Source organism: Bacillus sp. ZY-1-1 (assembly GCF_003047165.1).
In the GTDB taxonomy this organism is placed as follows: domain Bacteria; phylum Bacillota; class Bacilli; order Bacillales; family Bacillaceae; genus Bacillus; species Bacillus velezensis.
This window is the reverse complement of sequence record NZ_CP027061.1, coordinates 477,296-498,411: the sequence shown is the minus strand read 5'-3', so window position 1 is coordinate 498,411 and position 21,116 is coordinate 477,296. Positions and strand designations below refer to the sequence as shown.

18 protein-coding genes are annotated in these 21,116 nt (G+C 46.4%); 8 read left to right on the top strand and 10 right to left on the bottom strand.

Annotation, left to right across the window (positions count from 1 at the left end; translation table 11 throughout):
• Window positions 1-20: 20 nt before the first annotated feature.
• Window positions 21-410 (bottom strand): glycerol-3-phosphate cytidylyltransferase, encoded by a 390-nt coding sequence (gene tagD, locus C5I45_RS02590; protein WP_003151361.1) that lies wholly within the window; start codon window positions 408-410, stop codon window positions 21-23.
• A gap of 355 nt (window positions 411-765) precedes the next feature.
• Here tagD and C5I45_RS02585 point away from each other — a divergent pair, with 355 nt between their 5' ends.
• Both C5I45_RS02585 and C5I45_RS02580 read left to right on the top strand, forming a co-directional pair.
• Window positions 766-1,536, top strand: a complete 771-nt coding sequence (locus tag C5I45_RS02585) for a WecB/TagA/CpsF family glycosyltransferase (protein WP_003151360.1) — start codon at window positions 766-768, stop codon at window positions 1,534-1,536.
• A 32-nt stretch (window positions 1,537-1,568) separates the two neighbouring features.
• Window positions 1,569-2,735, top strand: coding sequence for a CDP-glycerol--glycerophosphate glycerophosphotransferase (locus C5I45_RS02580; RefSeq protein WP_024085877.1), 1,167 nt, complete (start codon window positions 1,569-1,571; stop codon window positions 2,733-2,735).
• Window positions 2,736-2,795: 60 nt separating this feature from the next.
• Here C5I45_RS02580 and C5I45_RS02575 read toward each other — a convergent pair whose 3' ends face one another.
• Both C5I45_RS02575 and manA read right to left on the bottom strand, forming a co-directional pair.
• Window positions 2,796-5,441, bottom strand: coding sequence for an N-acetylglucosaminidase (locus tag C5I45_RS02575; RefSeq protein ID WP_107994210.1), 2,646 nt, complete (start codon window positions 5,439-5,441; stop codon window positions 2,796-2,798).
• A gap of 140 nt (window positions 5,442-5,581) precedes the next feature.
• A complete protein-coding gene (gene manA / locus C5I45_RS02570; RefSeq protein ID WP_003151356.1) occupies window positions 5,582-6,532 on the bottom strand; it encodes a mannose-6-phosphate isomerase, class I in 951 nt (316 codons plus the stop codon).
• A gap of 217 nt (window positions 6,533-6,749) precedes the next feature.
• On the opposite strand from manA, the gene C5I45_RS02565 reads away from it, so the two are divergent.
• Genes C5I45_RS02565 through C5I45_RS02555 form a run of 3 tightly spaced genes read left to right on the top strand, consistent with a single transcriptional unit; the run spans window position 6,750 to window position 10,440 of the window.
• Window positions 6,750-8,201: a spore germination protein GerBA gene (locus C5I45_RS02565; protein ID WP_032857571.1), complete on the top strand. Its 1,452-nt coding sequence runs from the start codon at window positions 6,750-6,752 to the stop codon at window positions 8,199-8,201.
• A 5-nt stretch (window positions 8,202-8,206) separates the two neighbouring features.
• Window positions 8,207-9,313, top strand: coding sequence for a GerAB/ArcD/ProY family transporter (locus tag C5I45_RS02560; RefSeq protein WP_014305943.1), 1,107 nt, complete (start codon window positions 8,207-8,209; stop codon window positions 9,311-9,313).
• Window positions 9,310-10,440 carry a Ger(x)C family spore germination protein gene (locus tag C5I45_RS02555; RefSeq protein ID WP_044052847.1) on the top strand — a complete coding sequence of 377 codons (1,131 nt, stop codon included), beginning with the start codon at window positions 9,310-9,312 and terminating at the stop codon, window positions 10,438-10,440. Before C5I45_RS02560 ends, C5I45_RS02555 begins: the two co-directional genes overlap by 4 nt.
• 3 nt (window positions 10,441-10,443) lie before the next feature.
• Here the strand turns inward: C5I45_RS02555 and C5I45_RS02550 are convergent, their stop codons facing one another.
• Together C5I45_RS02550 and C5I45_RS02545 are read right to left on the bottom strand one after the other, a co-directional pair.
• Complete coding sequence (locus C5I45_RS02550) at window positions 10,444-11,856, bottom strand: bifunctional glycosyltransferase family 2 protein/class I SAM-dependent methyltransferase (RefSeq protein ID WP_003151350.1); 1,413 nt, start codon at window positions 11,854-11,856, stop codon at window positions 10,444-10,446.
• A gap of 96 nt (window positions 11,857-11,952) precedes the next feature.
• Window positions 11,953-13,329, bottom strand: coding sequence for a sugar porter family MFS transporter (locus C5I45_RS02545; RefSeq protein ID WP_014305946.1), 1,377 nt, complete (start codon window positions 13,327-13,329; stop codon window positions 11,953-11,955).
• 304 nt (window positions 13,330-13,633) lie between these two features.
• Here C5I45_RS02545 and C5I45_RS02540 point away from each other — a divergent pair, with 304 nt between their 5' ends.
• The 3 genes from C5I45_RS02540 to C5I45_RS02530 all read left to right on the top strand — a co-directional run bounded on the left by C5I45_RS02540 (window position 13,634) and on the right by C5I45_RS02530 (window position 16,464).
• Window positions 13,634-14,620, top strand: a complete 987-nt coding sequence (locus tag C5I45_RS02540; protein WP_003151348.1) for an LCP family protein — start codon at window positions 13,634-13,636, stop codon at window positions 14,618-14,620.
• A 154-nt stretch (window positions 14,621-14,774) separates the two neighbouring features.
• The gene (locus tag C5I45_RS02535) at window positions 14,775-15,632 is read left to right on the top strand and encodes a Cof-type HAD-IIB family hydrolase (RefSeq protein ID WP_003151347.1); all 858 of its coding nucleotides are present in this window, start codon (window positions 14,775-14,777) and stop codon (window positions 15,630-15,632) included.
• A 106-nt stretch (window positions 15,633-15,738) separates the two neighbouring features.
• Entirely contained in the window at window positions 15,739-16,464 is a 726-nt protein-coding gene (locus tag C5I45_RS02530; protein WP_043867479.1) for a sunset domain-containing protein, read from the top strand.
• A 38-nt stretch (window positions 16,465-16,502) separates the two neighbouring features.
• On the opposite strand, the gene C5I45_RS02525 is transcribed toward C5I45_RS02530, so the two are convergent.
• The 5 genes from C5I45_RS02525 to pgsB all read right to left on the bottom strand — a co-directional run bounded on the left by C5I45_RS02525 (window position 16,503) and on the right by pgsB (window position 20,870).
• Window positions 16,503-17,738, bottom strand: coding sequence for a C40 family peptidase (locus C5I45_RS02525; protein ID WP_107994209.1), 1,236 nt, complete (start codon window positions 17,736-17,738; stop codon window positions 16,503-16,505).
• Between the two features lie 150 nt (window positions 17,739-17,888).
• Entirely contained in the window at window positions 17,889-18,050 is a 162-nt protein-coding gene (locus tag C5I45_RS02520; RefSeq protein WP_003151344.1) for an extrachromosomal elements maintenance protein EdmS, read from the bottom strand.
• 7 nt (window positions 18,051-18,057) lie between these two features.
• The gene (locus C5I45_RS02515; RefSeq protein ID WP_003151341.1) at window positions 18,058-19,206 is read right to left on the bottom strand and encodes a CapA family protein; all 1,149 of its coding nucleotides are present in this window, start codon (window positions 19,204-19,206) and stop codon (window positions 18,058-18,060) included.
• Between the two features lie 18 nt (window positions 19,207-19,224).
• Window positions 19,225-19,674, bottom strand: a complete 450-nt coding sequence (gene pgsC / locus C5I45_RS02510) for a poly-gamma-glutamate biosynthesis protein PgsC (protein WP_003151340.1) — start codon at window positions 19,672-19,674, stop codon at window positions 19,225-19,227.
• Window positions 19,675-19,688: 14 nt separating this feature from the next.
• Window positions 19,689-20,870, bottom strand: coding sequence for a poly-gamma-glutamate synthase PgsB (pgsB, locus tag C5I45_RS02505; RefSeq protein ID WP_003151337.1), 1,182 nt, complete (start codon window positions 20,868-20,870; stop codon window positions 19,689-19,691).
• Window positions 20,871-21,116 lie beyond the last annotated feature (246 nt).

Genomic DNA, 21,116 nt, shown 5'->3' with positions numbered 1-21,116 from the left:
TGTATATCCGAATGTTTCAATTACACCCCGGCAATTTCTTTTTTAATCTGTGTGGTGGAAATGCCTTCGGTTCTAGGGAGATAGATGACTTCGCATTGATCTTTAAGGAAATCGAATTTGCCTTCCCAATCGTCTCCCATTACGAACACGTCGATGTTGTGATCCGCTACGTCACGTACTTTTTGATCCCAGCTGTTTTCCGGAATGACTTCGTCGACATAACGGATCGTTTCCAGAATCAGCTTTCTGTGTTCATAGCTGTGGTAGGCCTTTTTTTGTTTTTGCAGGTTGAACTCGTCTGTTGAGATGGCAACAACTAGGTAATCTCCAAGCTGCTTTGCGCGCTCAAGCAGTTTAATATGACCCCAATGCAGTAAATCAAACGTTCCGTAAGTAATGACCTTCTTCATGAAACAAAAGCTCCTTTCTATCATCATACGTATAACAAGCAACTGCCCTGAAATGCTGCGCAGCTGTATCCTTAATCACTAAAGTGCCAATTTCGTACTCATGGAACCTCATTATATCACATAGCCCTGAAAAGGTTAAGCTAATGTAAAACGAAGTTAAATTCCACTTATTAACAAATGTTATTGCAATAGGAGTTTAGCAGGGTTTTTGCGCGGTTGATTAAAGAAATTGTTATCTTATTTATATTTTTGTAAAACTATTGTTAAGTTTATCTGAAGGTATTATGTTAAAATAAAGCTTAGCTTAAGTCACGAAAAAATGAAAGAAAATCCCGTACAAAAAGGAGGACGGCAGATGCAGACTGAAATGGTGCACAACCTTTCTTATGTTAATGGAAATTTACAGGAGTTTATTTCATATTTAGACACTTATTATATCGCACAAAAGCAAGGAGCCGTCATTGCGACGGTCAACCCTGAGATCGGATACGCTGCGGCGAAAGACAAAGGTTATCATCAAGTCATTTCTTCCGCGGATTTCGTCCTGCCGGATGGTATCGGCGTCGTGTTAATGTCACGTTTGACGCAGCACCCGCTGAAATCAAGAATTGCGGGATTCGATGTGTTTCTGTCGCTGCTCGGTCTCGCAAACCGGCAGTCTAAAAAAATATTTTTATACGGAGCTAAGCAAGACGTGCTTGACGCCGTTTTGAACCGGATCGGCAAAGAGTATCCGAATATTGAGGTTGTCGGAGCCAGCAACGGTTATGAAGCGGATAAACGCTTCGTCGCCAAACAGATTTCCCGGGCGAAACCCGATCTCGTGTTTGTCGCCTTAGGATATCCCCATCAGGAACAATTTATTTATGAATACAAACATCTTTTCCCTCAGGCTGTATCGATCGGTTTGGGCGGAAGCTTTGATGTGTTCAGCGGAACGGTGAAACGCGCCCCTGAATGGATGATCAAAACGAATCTGGAATGGCTGTACAGACTGGTGACGAATCCGTGGAGATGGAAAAGGATGCTGAACATTCCGAAGTATGCTTTTACCGTTTTGAGAAATAATAAATCAAATAAAAGCCTGTATTCCGAGCAGGCAGAAGATCAAACGAAACAGCTTTAAACAAATAAAACAGCAAAAGAGATTGGTAATCTATGAACTTGCGATCTTTATTCGCCGCTTTTTATTCTATATATCTGTCTGTTCTGGGCGTTTTGTTCAAGCCTGTAAAGCCCAAGAACCATCTGACCCTGCTGGTATCTTTCGAAGAGAATGCACAGGCTCTCATCCGTTCTTACAAAGCGCACGCTGAATCGCTTTCTTATGAAGTGACGGTTTTGTATACGAGACACGCCGTCAGTCTGAAAAAAGAGCTGGAAGGACTCGGCTCTTTTTATCTGAACGAAAAACATCCGCTGCATCTTTTGAAGGCGGTTTTGATCCTTTTTAAGAGCAAAGCGGTGATAACAGATAACTATTTCCTTATGACAAGCGTCTTAAACCGCCGGCCGCAAACGACATGTATTCAAGTGTGGCATGCGAACGGCTCTTTGAAAAAGTTCGGCCTTGAGGATGTGACGAATCAAAACCGTCCGGCATCAGATATCAGCCGTTTTAAAAAAGTGTACCGCTCGTTTGACTTTGTCACCGTCGGTTCAGACGCGATGGCTGACGTTTTTAAAAAGTCGTTCGGCATACGGGACGGCCAGCTGTTAAAAACGGGTGTCCCCCTGACTGACGTCTATTATGAAGAACACAAGCCCGAACCGAAGCACAAATGGCCGAAAAAAATCATCCTGTACGCACCGACATTCAGGGATTATGATATGCAGTCCTTTCGGCTGCCATTCACCGAAGAACAGCTCACAAACGCGTTAAACGGAGAGTATATGCTGCTTGTAAAGCTTCATCCTGCCGTTTTGCATCATATTTCGGCTTCGTTTGAAAGCGAATTGATCAAGAACGTGTCTGACATGCGTCTTCATGATCTCTTGAAAGCGGCTGATATTTTAATTACGGATTACTCTTCCGTGCCTTTTGAATTCGCGCTCTTAAATAAACCGATTTTCTTTTTCACGTATGATCTGGAGGAATATGATCGACAACGCGGTTTAATCGACAATTATACTTCCGTCATTCCCGGAAAGGCTTGTCATGACAGCGAAGCTCTTTTGGAGGAAATGACGAAAAAGCCATTTGATGCAGAAGAAATGAAGCGGTTCTCGGACAAATGGAATATGTATTCAGATGGGAATTCGAGTGAAGCGTTATTGAAATTTGCGGAAACAAAAATGAAAAATTGTGCTGAAGCACCTGCCTGAATCTGAGGCGGGTGTTTTTTGCATGAAGAAAGGGCTGAAGCATACACTTCAGCCCTTTTTTTATACTTTCATATACACGGGAACATCATAGTAAAGCGTATAGTCATCCAGCAGTGAGTATAAGCTGTACATGCGGTTTACCTGCTTATACGCCCAGCCGATGTCTGTCGCATACTGATGAGCCGCGGCTGGAGACCATCTCATTTTATACAGCGTATCCTGCTCGTATGAAGGATTGTGAATATAAGACGCACCGATAAATTGGGCTCCGCCGATAATCGCGGCTTCCGGAGTAAACCAGCCTTGCTTATACGCGTATTGTGCGCCGTAGTAATTCGGGTTGCTGTCATAAGCCCCGATGCCGTACATGTTGTAAACCTTTTTACCATTATACATAATGCCGTTCGCAAGCTCTGACGTGCCATTGCCCGTTTCAAGCAAAGCATGCGAAATCAAATACACTTCATTAATGCTGTATTTGCCGGCGGCTGTAATAAAGGCCTGGCCTTTCCCTGTCAGTATTCCTTTATTGACCAGCACTTTTTGATTCAGTTCCGATGCGTTCAGTCCGGCTGTCTGAGAGAGCTTCAGAAATTGAAAGTAATACTTGCTGTCTTGTGCGAAGTGAGCCGGATTGACGTACTGCCCGACTTCGTCACTGCTGGCGTTTCTCCAGCCCATGCTGAGTTTGGCCCAGCCGTTTGTCTGGCCTGTGATGCTGACTTTATCGCCTTTTTTCAACTGCCCGATAATATTGCCGGAGCTGACTTCCGGGGTTGACCGGACGTTCAGGACGTCGGCTGTGACCGTTCCGGAAGCCGTATTGATGTACGTAAGCGATGCATAAGCCGCGGCATCAGTCTGCGGGCTGACCGTCATTTGTTTTTTGACCATATCTGCCAGCGAGATGTTGTAATTGGTGTTCATGATTTGCGGTCCGTTTTTTATTTTCAGAATAGCCATCGTCCATCCGTACAGCTTTTTCAGCTTTTGGGAGGCGGCGTCCGCTGACTGCGCTCCCGTGAATTGATTGCGAATGCGGAGTTCATAAACCGGATGGCTTTCACTCGTATAGCCGGCCTGTAATTGTTTGGCGCTGAAAAAGCTCATGCTTTTATTTAAAACGGTTTTACTGCTGAATTTTTCGGTTTTGATGACGTATTGTGCAGAGCCGGTTTTCCCCGTCTCCTTCACAGTGCCGGCCGCTTTGTTTTGCTTGAAAAAAGCAGTCACGCGGTCAATGTCTTCCTTCTTAAGCAGCGGTGCCGTTTCAATTCTGAATTGTGTATACGCCGCTTCACCTGTTTTCTGTGCGGAGGCGGATACTTTTTTCCCTTTGAAAAAATCCAGCGATTGATTGATCTTTGCCGTATCAAGCAATGATTCGGTTGTGACTTGGTACGTTGTGTCCGTCTGCTTGGATATCGTTTTTGAAATGGCAGTCAGTTTATATCCCGCCAGCAGATTCAATCCTTTTTTTATCTTCGACTGGTCTGCCGTCTGCTGAGAAAGCAGCTGATATTCATTTTCTGCTGTTTTTCCCTCCGCTGTTCTTGCCGTCTTTACATGCTGCTGGCGGAAAAACGCCTCCGTTTGTTCTGCCTTGGCAGCGGTAAGCTGCCCTGCCGTGATCCGGTAAACGGACACTGATGCTGTCTTTTTGACAGGCGATGCGTCGCAATGCCATTTTTTCTTTTTAAAGAAAGCTTGCACGCTTTGCAGCTGTTTAGCCGTCAGTCCGCTCATCGCGACCGTGTAATTATTCTTCTTGCTGGCTTTTTGATAGCTTCCGCTGACACCCGTATTCTTCTTGATTTGGGTGATAGCATTTTGTACGGCGCTTACTCCGTTAAAATATCCTGACTGCACGTTATACACGGTTGCTGTTTTGCTTTGGGCATACTTTTGAACGTTCCCTTTGACGCCTGTTTTCTGCTGCAGCTGTTTCGCTAAACCTGCCGCATCAGTTGCATTTGAAATGCCAGAGGCTGTCACGGTGATATTCGGACTGGCCTTTGCCGTGACTTTCAGCGACGACTGCAATCCTGTTTCCTTTTGAAAATCAGTTTGAATTTGAGCGGCTTTTTGATCGCCGGAGATTGTTCCCGATTGGATCTGAAACCGGGCTGTTTCCCGTTTGATCTGACGGTATGACGCTTTCACGCCCGTCTGCTTCGTCAACGCTTGCGAGAGTGCTTTTGCATCCGCATCGGCCGCCATCTCAGAAGTCACGACCTGCTTATACGGCTGTTTTGTCCCCGCCGGCTTGACGGCGCCGGTCACGCCCGTTTTTTTCGTCAGTCCGGCAAGAAGATTTTTCGTCTGCCGCTCGTCTGATAGAACGCCTGATGTGACGGTCACGTACGGCTGTTTGCTTCCGCTTGCGCTGTAAGTGCCCGCCACGCCCGTCTGCTTCGTAAAATCTTTCAGCACGGTTTTAGCATCCGTTTCATCGTGTAAGCCTGAAGCTGAGATTTGATAAGTGAGCGGCGCATTTCCGGCTTTCTTTGCGTCAGCCTGCCACCCCGTATCCTTTTTCAATTTCGCTGCCGCTTGAAGCGCCTCGTTCTCAGAAGCAAATTGCTGCTTCGTTTCCAGCTCGTAAACGGAGTAGTCGCTGTATGCGGCCTCGGCGTGCTGTGTAACGGTGCTAAAGACAAGGAAAACGGCGGACAATAACATAGGTGCAACGAATCTCTTTTTCATTCCTTCTCCTCTTTCTGATTCAATTGGTTTCTATCAAACTAGTTTATTTATCGGCCCGCTTTCTTCATTTTTACAGAGAGAAATCATCCAATTATCCAAATAAAAAAAACTTAATCCCAGAGCTGGGATTAAGTTTGGTTTTATATATGAGAAACGATGATCGTGCAATCTCCGTTTATCGTAAAGTCAGGCATCTGATCCGGCAGTATGAAATGCGCGCCTTTTTCAAGCTTGGCGGACTTGCCTTCAAAGATGATGGAGCCGCTTCCTTCTGTGACGCTGCATAACATAAACGGAGCGTCCTGGGTCATTTCCGCCGTCCCGCTGATATCCCATTTGTATACAGAAAAATATTCTCCCTGCACAAAGGTTTTAATGGTGATGCCTTTTCTCGTTTCAGTTGATTCATCCAAAAATCCGTCCACATGAGGAACGGTGGCGGCGTTGACGGCATCGCGGATATGCAGCTCACGCGCCCCGCCGTTTTGATCTGTACGCCCGTAATCATATATCCGGTAGGCGGCGTCTGAATTCTGCTGTATTTCCAGCACGAGCGCTCCGGCGCAAATGGCATGGATGGTTCCGCTCGGCACATAATAAAAATCGCCGGGTTTGATCTTCACGCGGCGCAGCAGGCCTTCCCAGTCACCGCTGTTAATCATGGTGACAAGTTCCGCTTTCGAACGGGCCGTATGACCATATATGATTTCCGCATTTTCTTTACAGTCAATAATGTACCAGCACTCAGATTTCCCCGTTTCGCCCTGTCCATGCTCCTCGGCGTCATAATCGTCAGGATGGACTTTAACGGACAGATGATGTTTGGCGTCCAGTATTTTCGTCAGCAGCGGAAACCGGTCCCCTTCCGTTCCGCCAAATAACTCTCTATGCTGATCCCACAGGTCCATCAAGGTTTTCCCTTGATACGGACCGCTTTTGACCGTGCTCATTCCGTGCGGATGGGCTGATATCGCCCAGCATTCGCCGGTTGTTTCTGAAGGTATGTCATATCCGAATCGTTCGCGTAATAACGTGCCGCCCCATATTTTTTCTTTACATACAGGCTGTAGAAAAATCGGCTCTTGCGTCATGTTCGTTCCCCTCCCCTTAAAAAGCGGCTCATATCCCATTCCCCCTGTGTCTTTTTTAAAACACGGAGGGAGCCGCGGTTAAAAACAATATGTATAAAATGGCTGACCTGCTCATTATACCATTCGGATGGGGCGGAATGCTCAGTCATTTCCTATTCCAGAATAAAATGCCTTGTTTGTCGCAAATTAAAATAACTGATGGAAAGGGGGGAACATTATGACGATACATGCGGAGCTCGGCAAAAACCTTGAAGCGCTGAAAAAACGGATCGGCCAAAGCGATGACATGATGTTTTATTCGTTTACGTACGGAAACGGCAAATGTGACGCCTGTCTTATATATATAGACGGACTGACCGAGAATCAATTGCTTGCGGAATATATTATTTCGCCCGTGCAGGCGGCCGCCCGGCATCAAGAGGAACCGGCTGAAATACCGCCGTCATCCATCTCTTTCGGCTATCGTCACACCCGGCTTTCTTCACTTAAGGACGCGGAGGCAGACATTTTTTCCGGCAAATCGGTTTTGCTGGCGGAGGGATGGGAGGAAGCCCTTTCGTTTGAGACGGAAACATTTAAAATGCGTGATATTGAAGAACCGGCTTCAGAAGTGCTTGAACGGGGGCCGAGAATAGGTTTTGTCGAAAAGCTCCGAACGAACACGGCGCTTTTGCGCGAGCAGTCCGGTGATCCCAACCTCCAGATCAAAGAGATCACACTCGGCGAACGGACAAAAAAGCGGATCGCCGTTGCCTACATTCGGGATATTGCGCCTGATGATGTTGTAAAAGAAGTGATGAAAAGACTGGATTCGATCACCATTGATGACATTCCGGAATCAGGAACGATCGAGCAGCTTATTGAAGATAACACGTATTCCATTTTCCCGACCGTCTTGACGACCGAACGGCCCGACCGGGTTATGGGCGCTCTTTTGGAAGGAAGGGTCTCCATTCTTGTAGACGGAACGCCTTTTACCCTTTTGGTGCCGGCTACCATTGATGAATTTATCCACTCACCTGACGATTATAATCAGCGGTGGGTTCCGGTTAACTTTCTCAGGCTGCTTCGGTATACATGCATTTTAATCACGATTTATTTACCCGGCCTTTACATATCGCTCGTTACGTTTCACACGGGGCTTTTGCCGACGAGAATGGCGGTGACGATTGCCGGAAGCAGATTGAATGTTCCGTTTCCCCCTTTTGTTGAAGCGTTTATTATGATTTTTACGATTGAGATGATCAGAGAAGCCGGACTCAGGCTGCCGAAGCCGATCGGACAGACGATCGGCCTGATCGGGGGCGTGGTGATCGGGCAGGCCGCCGTTCAGGCGAACATCGTCAGCGCGATGATGGTCATTATCGTATCCGTTACGGCATTGGCTTCTTTTACGGCGCCCTCCTATGCGTTCAATTTTCCGCTGAGACTCATCCGTATTTTTTCGATGATTTTGTCGGCGATATTAGGTTTATACGGACTGATCATGTGTTATCTGCTTGTCGTCGGCCATCTGATGCGCCTGAAAAGCTTCGGCCAGGACTATCTTATTCCGATCATGGCGCAGCCGGGACAGGACTTAAAAGATACGATCGTCAGACTGCCGACGCCTCTTTTGAAAAAACGGCCGACCAGAAAAGAGACGAAAGATAAAATCAAGCAAAGGTGATCACCATGAAAAAACCGGAAGACAAGCTGTCGTTTATGCAGACACTTCTCATGGTAAGCGGAACAATGATCGGAGCGGGCGTGTTAACACTGCCGCGCTCCGCCGCAGCAGCGGACAGTCCGAGCGGATGGATCATTATTCTTGTGCAGAGTCTCGTGTTTATCGGCATCGTCCTGCTCTTTATGCCATTTTTGCAGAAAAACAGCGGGGAAACCATTTATGAGCTGAATCAAAGCATTATGGGACGCGCCATCGGTTCTCTTCTGAATTTATTCATCAGCTGTTATTTTGTCGTCACCGTCTGTTTTCAAGCCCGTTTTCTCGGTGAGGTCATCAATTACTTTTTACTGAAAAATACGCCGATGGGTGTCGTCATATTCATCTTTCTGGCGGTCGGCATCTACCATGTGACCGGCGGGGTGTATCCCATTTCAAAACTCTATGCTTATCTCTTTCCGATTGCGATCGTCATTCTGATTACGCTGCTCATATTCAGCCTGAGACTGTTTAAACTGGATTTCATCCGCCCGGTCATGGAAGGAGGCTACAAAAGCTTTTTTGAGCTGTTTCCGCGTACCCTTCTGTATTTTTCAGGACTTGAGGTGATTCTTTATCTGGTGCCGTTTATGAAAAATCCGAAGCAGGCGAAAAAGGCTGCCGTCTTCGGCATCGCATGCGCAGGCTTATTTTACAGCTTTACGCTGCTTGTCGTAATCGGCTGTATGTCGATCGCTGAAGCCAAAACGGTGACATATCCGACCATTTCCCTGATTCACGCCTTGGAAATCCGCGGTATTTTCATCGAAAGGTTTGATATCTTTCTTTTAATTACGTGGACTTGCCAGCAGTTCACCTGTATGCTCGGTTCTTTTAAAGGAGCGCATCTCGGATTAAACACCATTTTCAGACTGAAAAATAAAAACAATGCCTGGCTGCTGGGGGGCTTATTGGCAGTGACATTCGGCCTTTCAATGTACCCCGATGATATCAACAGTGTGTTTGCATTCGCGAATATTCTCGGATATGCGTTTTTTGCCGTCATTATGATTCCTTTTCTCATCTGGTTTGTCAGCTGGATGAAAAAAATAGCCGGGAGGAAACAGACGTCATGACACATTTCGTAAAATGGGCGGCGGCGCTTTTCATACTGATGACGCTTTCAGGGTGCTGGGATGCGAAGGAAGTCGAAAAGCTATCTTTCGCCCGGGGGCTGGCGATAGACGAGACGAGTGACCGCCGATATAAATTAACCTATCAAAATCTGCTGCCCCAAAGTGAAAACAGCCAGGCTTCCGGCCGGCCCGTGTTTGTCAATGTGACGTCGCGGGGGGATACCATTCTTGAAGCCGTCAGTGAAGTCGCTTTAAAAGATCCGCCCGTTTACAGCGATCATTTAAAAGTGCTGATATTCAGCGACAAATTGCTGGCCGACCAAAATATACTGCAGATGATGAACCATTTTATCCGTGATGATGAATTAAGGCGGAGCAGCTATCTCTTCGCGGCAAGAGGCAAAGCGTCCGATATTCTGACAGAGCCGACGCCGAATCAGCAGCAGCCCATGCCCGCGGAAAAGCTGATCGACCTTACGAACAACGGCGGCTACAACGGGAAGATTTTAAAACCGCTCCGAATCGGGAGAGCTTCGATTTACTGCCATAATAAACTCAGTTTTCTCATTCAGGCCGTCAGCAATCAAAAAGGAAAAACGGTGTATGACGGAGCGGCCATTATCAAAAACGGAAAACAAAACAGATTGGCAGGCTTTCTGTCATCATACGAAGTACAAAGCCTAAATTGGCTGACGGGGACGATACAGGGCGGCGTGCTGCCCGCTTTGGATAAAGGAGGGCACCCGATTACCTTCGAGATCAAAAAATCAACATCCTCCATCACCCCCCTGCTGAAAAACGGGAAGCTGTCATTTCACGTAGCGGTGAAAACAAAAGGACTTTTGTCAGAGGATCAATATGCCGGAGAAGATTCATTCGATCAGCACTATTTAAACGGGCTGGAAAAGATTTTCGAAAAAAAACTGAAAAGCGATATGAAAGAAGTCATCGATAAGCTGCAGAATCAATATGAAACGGACCCTGTCTTCTTTTCTGACAGAGTCCGCATTCAATATCCCGACTATTGGAAGAAAGTGAAGCATCACTGGGATGAAACCTTCTCCGAAGCGGCCTTTGACTATGATGTTTCCATTCAGATTACCAACTTCGGAACGATGGGGCGGTAGCCTTCAGCGTGTTTTTTCGACACGAAGGAGAATCTGATAAATCCGGCTTTGTTCGGGCAGCTGTGTCACCGGAAATTGCATCGATTGCGCCATTCGTGTGATTTCCTGTAAAAACAGCTGCACCCGCTCATCCACGTGAACATACGTATAGGACTGCTTTTTCACGTCAAATGTCTCTTCCGGAAAGAGCGTGCGCACCGTCTGCGGCGTAAAAAACCGCAAGTGGGTGCGGTCGAGAATCCCGGCGTCTCTGTATGTCCAGTCCCCGAGCAGAAGCGGGAACAGCGCTTCGGCGTGGGAAATATTCGGAATGCTGCAAACGATTGATCCGGCAGGCGACAAATAGGATGAGTACGTTTCAATGACGCGCCACGGGTCTTTTAAGTGCTCAAGGATGTCCGCGAAAATGATGCAATCAAAAAAGCCTTCCGGATAAGGCAGCTTCACTTTTTCGACATCTTCCTGCAGCACCGCTTCATAATGTCCTTTTGCCGCTTGCGCCGCCAGCGGGTGCAGTTCTATTCCGTACAGTTCGCAAGGCTGTCTGTTTTGAAGTTCCAGCCCCGTAGCTCCCGCACCGCAGCCGACATCAAGTATCCGTTTCGCCTCCCGGGGAACGAGCTCCGCAATTTCCGGTCTCGGATGAGTAAAGTACGTAAAATCAGTGCCCCATTTTTCCGTAAAACGCTGGCGGTTCTCCGAATATAACTGATTGATATTGATATCCTGATTAGCCGTAAACGTCGCATGCCCGTGGTGATGCACAAAGGCATCGAGAGCGATGTGCAGGCTGTATCCTTTTTGCAGGGCGCGCAGACATAGGTCATCATCTTCAAAAGAACCGTATCCGAATTGCTCATCAAACGGGCCGATGTCTTCAATGACGCTTTTTTTCACCAGAAGACAGAAGCCGACAAGGCGCAGCACCCGCTTTGTTTGATGCTTTTCCCGTGCACAATACGCCTCCGCGAATGACTCCAGCTCATCAAGCGATTGATACGCGTCATGGATCATTTGCGCGCCGCTGACATAGTTGCTGACGGGCCCGACCATACCGGTTTTTTCAGATTGATACAGCACCCTCAGCATGGAGGTGAGCCAATTTTTCGTGACCATCGTATCGTTGTTCAGAAACAGCAGATTTTCTCCCCCTGCCGCTTCGATTCCCTGGTTGCACCCCTTGGCGAACCCGAGGTTTTTTTCATTAAGGATGACTTTGACGTCAGGCAGATTTGATATGTATTCTCTCGTTCCGTCTGAGGAACCGTTGTCAACTATAATCAGTTCAATCTTATCTTTGTCGGTGTATCGTTTAATGCTGGCCAGACATTTTTTCGTCAGCTCAAGTTCATTATATGTAAGGATAATAATACTCGTTTTCACCGGCATCCCCGCCTTTATCGTGACTTTATACAACGTATGACATATCCCCGTCATTTATGTGACCGTGCGGGCGCCCGCACGCATCCGTTTTGAGGGGCCGGTGATTAACCGCCCCCCTAAAACTGAATATTACGGATGAACTGTCCGCCGATTTGATTCTGATCCCGAGCCTCCGTTACGGCTTTTCAGATCCTGCTCAATTTCTTCAAGGCTTTTCCCCTTCGTCTCGGTCACTTTAAACCGGACGAACAGGAATGCCATTATTCCGATAGCGGCATAAATGAGAAATAAATAGCTGATGCCGACTGCTTCCATTAGCATCGGATAGGTTAATGAGACAATCAATGTTCCGGCATGCAGCATCAAAGTGGAGACACCCGTCCCGATACCCCGGACATGCAGCGGGAATAATTCAGGAAGCATGACCCACACGGCAGGCCCCCAGCTGACCGCAAACACAATGATAAACAGGCCTAAACAAATCACTGTTGTCCATGATGCGGCTGCTGAATGTTCAAAGAAAAGATTGACCGCGGCCAATACGAGCAGACTGATGACCATGCCCGCATTTCCGGCCAGCAGCAGCGGCTTCCGGCCGATCTTATCAATGACTTTAATAGCCGCAAGCGTCATGATGACATTGACGGCGCCGATTCCGACCGTTCCCAATATAGACGCGGAATTGCCGAACCCGACACTGGTAAATGTTTTCGGTGCGTAATAAATAATTGTATTTGTCCCGATGAATTGCTGCAAAAAGGCAAGTCCGAGGCCGGCAATCAGCGCGGGTCTCACCCACGGCTCAAACAATTCTTTCAAGCCGCCTTCGTTTTCCTTTTCCGCTTCTTTCATCTGATCAATCTCATCATCAATATTCTTCGTTCCCCGCAATGATGAAAGGATTTCTCTTGCTTTCTCTTCTTTGCCGATCGTAAACAGCCAGCGCGGGCTTTCCGGCATAAATAAGATTCCGATCAGCAGAATGACTGACGGCACAACCGCAAGTCCAAGCATCCAGCGCCAAGCGCCTGCATCGGCAAATATATAGTTCACGATATAAGAAACGAGGATTCCGACCGTAATCATCAGCTGATTCAGCGAAGAAAGCGCCCCCCGTTTATGCTTCGGAGCCAGCTCCGATAAATAGAGCGGGACGATCGTTGTCGATGTTCCGACAGCCAGTCCGAGAATGATCCGGAAAAGAACCATCACCTCTGTATTCGGGGCAAAAGCGACTCCTAATCCGCCTATACAAAACAGCAGCGCCGCTCCCATGATGGCCTTCCGCCTGCCGAACCGGTCGGTCAGTTTGCCGGCGAATCCCGATCCGAGAATCGCCCCCGCCAATAACGAACTGACGACGAGGCCTTCTGTAAAGGCGTTCAGTCCCAGTTCTTTTTTCATAAATAAAATAGCTCCGGAAATGACTCCGGTATCATATCCGTATAACGCGCCCCCGAGAGCGCCGAAAAAATAGAGCCATTTATTCGAGTGTATGCTTTTCATGTTATATAGACTCCCTTCATCCAACGCTGTATCCGCGCGGAATTGTTCTACTGCTTCTTTTGCCTGTTTCCGATCGTTTCAAACCTTCCGCACCGTTAATATCCATTATTTTACTGATTATTTTTCACAAAGCGACGAAACATTTCCCGCTTCCTGCCGTCCAATATAATGTGAACCTGATGCAAAAATAACAGTAGATGTTGTCGAAATAGAGAGAAAGATTTAGAATTTTCTCATTTGCAGAGTTGCTCCGAGTCAACAATTATGGTACGCTTCACAAAGAATAGAAACGAGAGGTAATGATATGGAAGAACGATCTCAACGCAGAAAAAAGAAAAGACGCCTCAGAAAATGGGTGAAATTTGTACTGGTATTCGCCGCTTTCTTATTGGTGATCGCCGGTTCCGTCGGCACCTACGCATTTGTGAAATTGAATAATGCGACCAAAGAAGCGCACGTCAGCCTTGACCGCGGCGACCAGTCCGTAAAACGGATCAAAGAATTTGACCCGAAGAAGGATTCTTTCACCGTATTGCTTTTAGGAATAGACGCCCGTGACAATAAGGGTGAATCAGTAGATGACGCAAGAAGTGACGCCAACGTGCTCGTCACCTTCAACCGGAAAAAGAAAACAGCGACGATGCTCAGCATTCCGCGGGATTCCTATGTCAACATCCCGGGACACGGCTATGACAAATTCGCGCACGCACATGCTTACGGCGGTTATAATTTAACTTATAAAACAGTAGAAAACATGTTTGATATTCCGGTAGATTATGTGGTTGAGAGCAACTTCGACGCGTTCCGCGATGTCGTCAATGAGTTGAACGGCGTTACGGTAAATGTGAAAAGCCAGAAAATTGCCGATCGCATTAAAGTCGATACTAAAGGAAAAGTCGTGCTGAAGCCGGGCGTCCAGACGCTTGACGGTGAGCAGGCACTGGCTTATGTAAGAACACGCAAAGCGGACACCGATCTGATGCGCGGACAAAGACAGATGGAAGTGCTGAGCGCCATTATTAAAAAATCTAAATCGTTAAGCTCGATCCCATCTTATGACGATATCGTCGACAGCTTAGGGAAAAACTTGAAAATGAACTTATCTCTTAATGACGCCATCGGTCTGTTCCCGTTTATCACATCGCTGAAATCGGTGAATTCTTTGCAGCTGACAGGTTCAGACAGCTACATTTACACTCCTCAGTACGGCAAAAATATTTATTACTTCAAGCTGAATGAGGAAAACCTTCAAGAAGTAAAAACGAAATTAAAAAATGATTTAGACGCGTAAGATGTCACGGCGGGATTAGCAAATCCCGCCGTTTTTCTGTTGAAAAAAAGGACATGAAGGTATAGCCTTTTAACTGACGGCTTTCTGCTGATTTCGCACAAAGCTGAACATACTACATGAAGCAGCTTTATTTTTAAGGAGGGCATCCATACATATGAAATTGATAGCCATTGACTTAGACGGCACATTACTGAATTCGGACAGTGTGATTTCTCCGGAAAACAGAGCGGCTTTACAAAGAGCGGATGAAGCGGGCATTCTCGTGGCCATCTGCACGGGCAGAGCTACGTTTGATGTAAAAGCGCTCTTGAAGGATTTGGATATTCCGATCATTGCGGCAAACGGCGGGACAGTCCATGACAAAGGATACCGCCTCGTCAGCCGGCTCTTAATGGATCAGCAGGCCGGGAAGGATATCGCCGCTTATTTAACGGACAAAGACATTTACTTTGAGGTCTATACAGATGATCATCTGCTGTCCCCGTTTGACGGCGAGTCCAAACTGCAGGCAGAACTGGACATTCTGAAAAGCGCCAATCCTAAGGAAGATATTCAGACATTATGGGAGGGCGCAAAGACGCAGTTCAAACAATTCGGCATTAAACCCGTACAGGATATACAGGCGATTTTTAACGGAGACGAACATGTTTACAAGCTTCTTTGTTTCTCTTTTGATATGGAAAAACTGAGAAACGCCAAAGAAGAAATTACACATCATCGGAAATTATCCCAGACATCTTCCGGAAAACACATTATCGAAATCCTCCCTGCCGGTTCCGGAAAGGGACGTGCTCTGACGGAGCTTGCCTCACTGTACGGAATTGAAAAACAGGATATTTACGCCATCGGCGACAGCCCGAATGATTTCTCCATGTTTGAAGCGGCGGGAAACCGCATCGCTATGGGCAATGCGATTGATGAACTGAAAGAAAAAAGCACCTATATTACAAAAAGCAACGATGAAAACGGCGTCGCATATTTCATCAACCGGCTTCTCGACAATGGGCAATAAAAGGTAAAAGTCAGGTCTTTCACGGCCTGGCTTTTTCATGTTTTCTAAAAAAGGAATTTCCAAAATTGAAAATAAATTGTAAGATAAAGAAAAAAGGAGTTTCATGATGTCGAATGCAATCGCTATTATAGGATTTTTAGCTTTTCTCTGCGCAGTCGGATACGGAATTTTTCATCTCATATGCAAAGCGGCAAAAAAAGAAAAACATTTTTCAAAAAAGCTGTTTTGGCCTCTTCTCATCGGCGGATTTATCCTGCTTCTGACCAGTGCATCCCTCGCAGAGCCGGACGCCTCGGCCGTGAAGGCAGAGGAGAAATACAGCACCCTTGATACGGCTTATCAAAAATTGACGAAGGAACACCAGGCGCTTGAGAAAAAATATGAAAGCATCAGTGCCGCAGCCGAAAAGGAGAAATCCGAAGCTGAAGCCGGCAATGAAGAAAAACTCAGCAAACTCAGCCAAGAGATAAGCGAGCTGAAAAAAACAAACAAATCACTCAAACAAGACAATGAGAAATTAAAAAATTCACAAAAGAAGCTCGAAAAGACCGCTGAAACGCTTCAGTCAGAAAATAAAACTTTAAAGCGGCAGAAAGCAGAAACAAAAACATCCGAAAATGCGGAAACGGCGCAAAACAACGCCTCTTCCTCCGGAGGACATGCCGAAACGAAAGCAGCCGGCACCTCACAGGGATGCGACATTAAAGGCAGCCGGAACGGCATTTATCACACGCCGGGAAGTACATACTACGACCGGACGACAGATCCCGTGGAAATGTTCTGTTCTGTAGAGGATGCGGTAGCGGCCGGATACAGAGCGCCGAAACGGTAAAAGAAAAAGACGTCAGAGACACTCTCTGACGTCTTTTTTTACGGAAGCCGGATGCCGCCCGCATATTTGTCCTTCCAATAAGCGCTTGTGTTCATATTTGTTATGGTAACACCTGCGGACACGGTGACATGAATCACTTGTCCGTTCCCGATATAAATGGCCGGATTCAGGCTTTCCGCTTTAAAGAAGACCAGATCGCCGGGCTTCAGATCTTGTTTATCGACCGGAACGCCCGCCTGCATCTGCTTGTCGGCATAACGCGGCAGGCTGATTCCTTTCGCTTTTTGATAGATGTATTGAACAAATCCCGCCGTATCAAAGCCGGTTTCCGGTGAAGCGCCGCCTTTCAGATAAGAAATTCCGATATGATCGGCCGCTGTGGACACAACGGGATTGTCTTTAGAAATGGCTAAATTGCTGAATCGGCGCACCCCTGTGAAATGTTTTTTCCAATAATCTTCCGCCAAGTAAGAAATGGTGACTTTTTCGGAGCGGCTTGCTTGGATGAACCTTCCCTCTCCCGCATAAATGCCCGTATGGGAAATTCCTTTTTTATACGTATCGCTGAAATAAATCACGTCCCCGGGCTTTATGTCGCTCAGTTTGATTTTCTCACCGACCAGCCACTGCTGTTCCGCAGATCTCGGCAGGTAAATGTGAAGCTTGTTTTCAAAAACATATTGGACCAGCCCCGAACAGTCGAATCCCGCCTCAGGCGTGCTTCCGCCGAATACATACGGAATGTCGAGGTAACGGGCTGCCTCCTGAACGATCGGATCATCAGCCAGTTCCGGATCTTTTGTCATCCGCTTTGCGCCAAGATATAAATTCATCCAATAACTGCTTTTTTGAAAGCGTGTGACGGTTACGCCTTCTGACGGAGAACTGTGTATCATCTCTCCGTTTCCGATATACAGACCGTCATGGACGGCCGCGTTTTGTGTTGAATCTGACTTTTTGAAAAACACAAGATCTCCCGGTAAAAGGTCATTTTCTTTGACGGCGGCTCCGACTTTCCATTGATCACTGACCGTTCTCGGCAGATGGATGTTCTGCCTGCTGAAAAGATAATGCATCAATCCGGACGGGTCAAAACCGTCCTCAGGCTCTTCGCCTCCGTAAACATATTTATTTCCGACAAGTTTTTGCGCGTCTGAAACGATCAGGACAGAAACTTGAGAATCCGCTTCGGCAATTTCCGTTCTCGTTACTGCAGGTGCCACAAGACAAATCATAAGGCCGGCAAGGATGTACTTCCTCCAGCTTGTGAGCATGTTTTCTATTCACTCTCCTCATTTTTAGTAGTTTTTACATCGGTAACTTTTAACAAATGTTTAGGAGAGCACACAAAAAAAGAATGCCCGATATGGGCATTCTTTACTGGATTCGGAACAAACAATATGCCGGCAAGCGGAATCATGCGCTTATTTTGCGCCCGCTGTGTCCTCTTGCTGAATTTTTTGCATTTCCGTGTCAATTTTTTGTTTTTCCTGATCTGTGAGCTGATCATTGTATTTAAACGCAGACATAAACATAAATACCATAATGATCGCGGCAAACGGCCATCCCGCTTTAATGATTTTCATTTGTTTTTCACTCCGCTTTCTTTTTTAAGATATCGCTGTGATCCACATCAAACGTTAATTTTCCATCCTTGACGCTCCACTTGAAATTCGATTCTTTCGTCAGTTCACGTACGATCGTTTTATGATTGATGCTGCCTTTTTTAACCGGTGCAGGCGTTGCTTCATGAATGTTCATCGGCGTGACTTCAAAGCGTCCCGTGCCGTTTTTCTGGAGATGATATTGAACAAGCGCCGTGTCTCTCGTTCTTGTCCACCCCTGGTCGAATACGAAGTTGCCCAGGCTGTAGAAAATAACGGTGCCGTGGTACATTTCGATCGGTTCCAGCACGTGCGGATGGTGTCCCACGATAATATCCGCTCCGGCATCGGACATTGCTCTTGCCAATTGGCGCTGTCTGTCATTCGGATCATTATCGTATTCCTGTCCCCAGTGTGTTTGAACAATGACAAGATCGGCTTTCTTTTTGGCTTTAGAAATCATCGGAATAAACAGCTCTGGATCGGCCGGAAGCACACCCGGCGCATTTCGTTTAGCTGCAAAACCTTTTCCGGAAACATCAGTGAAACCCAGTGTTGCGATTTTGATTCCGTTTACATCTTGATAAGAAATGTTCTGCTCGGCTTCCTTCAGCGTGAGGCCTGCTCCGACAAGTTCAAGATTTTGCTTTGAAAACTCTTCAACCGTATCCCGCATTCCTTGAGGGCCGTAATCCATCGCATGGTTGTTGGCTGCCGTGAGAACTGTGAAATTCATGTCCTTCAATACTTTTACGGCATCTTTGTTTGACTGAAGGTGGATATTTTTTTCTGCTTCTTTGTAGTTCTTTTTATATGTAACCGGGTTTTCAAAGTTCCCTGACACATAGTCGGATGATTCGAAGAATGGCTTTGCATAACGGAAGACACTCTCCGTGCCTTTATGCTTTGTCACTTTCTCGACATTCCGGCCCATCATAATATCTCCGACGAACGAGGCTGATACAAGGTCATCGGCATTTCTTTTCACACTCGGCGTTTCCGCCTTCCCTGTCAGGATGCAGACGAACATCAGGCAAAAGACGATCGGCAGCGCGATAAAAACGTGAAGATTGGTCTTCTTTTTCTGCTGTTTGGTCAGCTTCAGCAGTTTTTCTTGAAAGCTTAATTGTTTTTTCATCGTTTGACACACCTTACATTAGATTAAGTAGTAAGCAAACATAATGGCAAAAGTTGCGCCGCTTAAGAACAGCGTGCTGGCGAAAGTAATCGTTAATCCCTGTTTCTGAATGGTATTGGCGATCAGACCCGGTACGATGATACCGATTCCGCGGAATTCTGATATCTCAAACGGTACGATCGGGTAAAGAAAATCAAGGGCGATTTTTAAGCAGATTCCCGTTATCAGCATAGCTGCGAATTTTCTGCGTCCGTACAATATCATAAATCTGGATAAACCGTATTTGACGATCACGTATGTAAGAAGACTCACCAGCAGTACGAGTAAAATAAAGACCGGCTGGTTAAAAACGAGCCCTAAATAACCCGGCACAACTAAACCGGCAGGTACGATACCTGTTTTTTCCGCGAAAATTAAACTGATTAACACGCCTAAAATAAGTGAAATGTATAAATCTGATCCGAACATTTATCCTTTTCCTCCTAGCTAACGAGCTGTTTCACCTTATACTCTTGGATTTTTTCAATTAATGGTTCCGCTGAACCGTGGATATTGCCGACGCCATATATGACACGGTTTTGCATTCTTGTTTTCAGCACGTCCATGATTTCGTCTGTTGATTTATATTCCAGATCGTGCAGTGTATCGGCAGGAATCTTGCCTTCTTCATAAGCTCTGACGATCGGTTCTGTCGTCTCACCGATGAGTATGAGTTCCTTCGTTTTAATGTACGGAAGCACGTCGTTTGCGAACTGAATCGTTCTGTCCACACGGTCGGCGCGGCAGTTCATGATGACGATCGGTTCATCTGTCGGGTAGCCGATTTCCTTTACACGTTTCCATATATTTAAAGTAGAAGATGCATCATTTGCGGCAAAGCCGTTTACGAAATGACCGGGCTCCTTCGTGCTGAGCAGCGGCAGGATTCTCATGGCGCCAGGATCAGGCGGCGCATTCAGCATTCCTTTAAACGCCGTTTCTTCATCTATCCCAAGAGCCTGGGCAACGCCGAGCGCCAGGGAAGCGTTATCAGGAAAGACCATATATTCAAATTTTCGAAGGTATTCATCTGTAATTTTAGAGTTATCCGCAATAATGACCTCGGTATTCCGCTCTGCGGCTTTTTCTTTAAAGAAGTCTGTGTATTCACTGTCTGTAATGACAAGGTGACCGTTATACGGTATCGTCGCGGTAAAAGCTTCAGCAATCTCATCAAGCGTCGGCCCCATGACATCCATATGGTCTTCAAGCACATTCACGATGACGCCGATGTTGGCTTGAAGGAGTTCTTCCTGAAAGATAATCTGATAATCCGGGTTTACCGCCATACATTCACTGACAATGGCATTGGCGCCCCGTTCTACGGTTTCCTTCATTACTTCTTTTTGCTCGCCGATATTCGGGCCCTGCGGTTTCCGTTTGATCGGTTTCTCCTCAGGTGTATCCCAATAGATCATCCTTGCATCTGTTCCCGTCGTTTTTCCGACTGTTTTGTAGCCCGCCTCCATCAGTATTCCGGTCGTCAGCCTCGTTACGGTTGACTTTCCGCGGATACCATTAATATTGACGCGTACTGGCAGAGCATCGATATTCTTCTGATGCCGCCTTTTTTCAATGATTCCGATGATTAGTACGGCAGCACAGGCTATAATGAGTAACCACATTGATTTTTGACATCTCCTTCTGTATTGATAAATTCATTCATCAGTATATAGCTTCACTATGAATTCTCAATCGGCATTATGTAACATAATCTTCCCGCTTTCACTGAGCCAAACTTCTCTATTAGTGACGCTATTCTTCCTATTATCGAATTGCTTTTTTTGGGAATAGGCAGGACTTAAACCTTACTTCAATTTTTCAAAAGAAAAATGTATGCGTTTACATTTCCACACAGAAATTCATTTGGA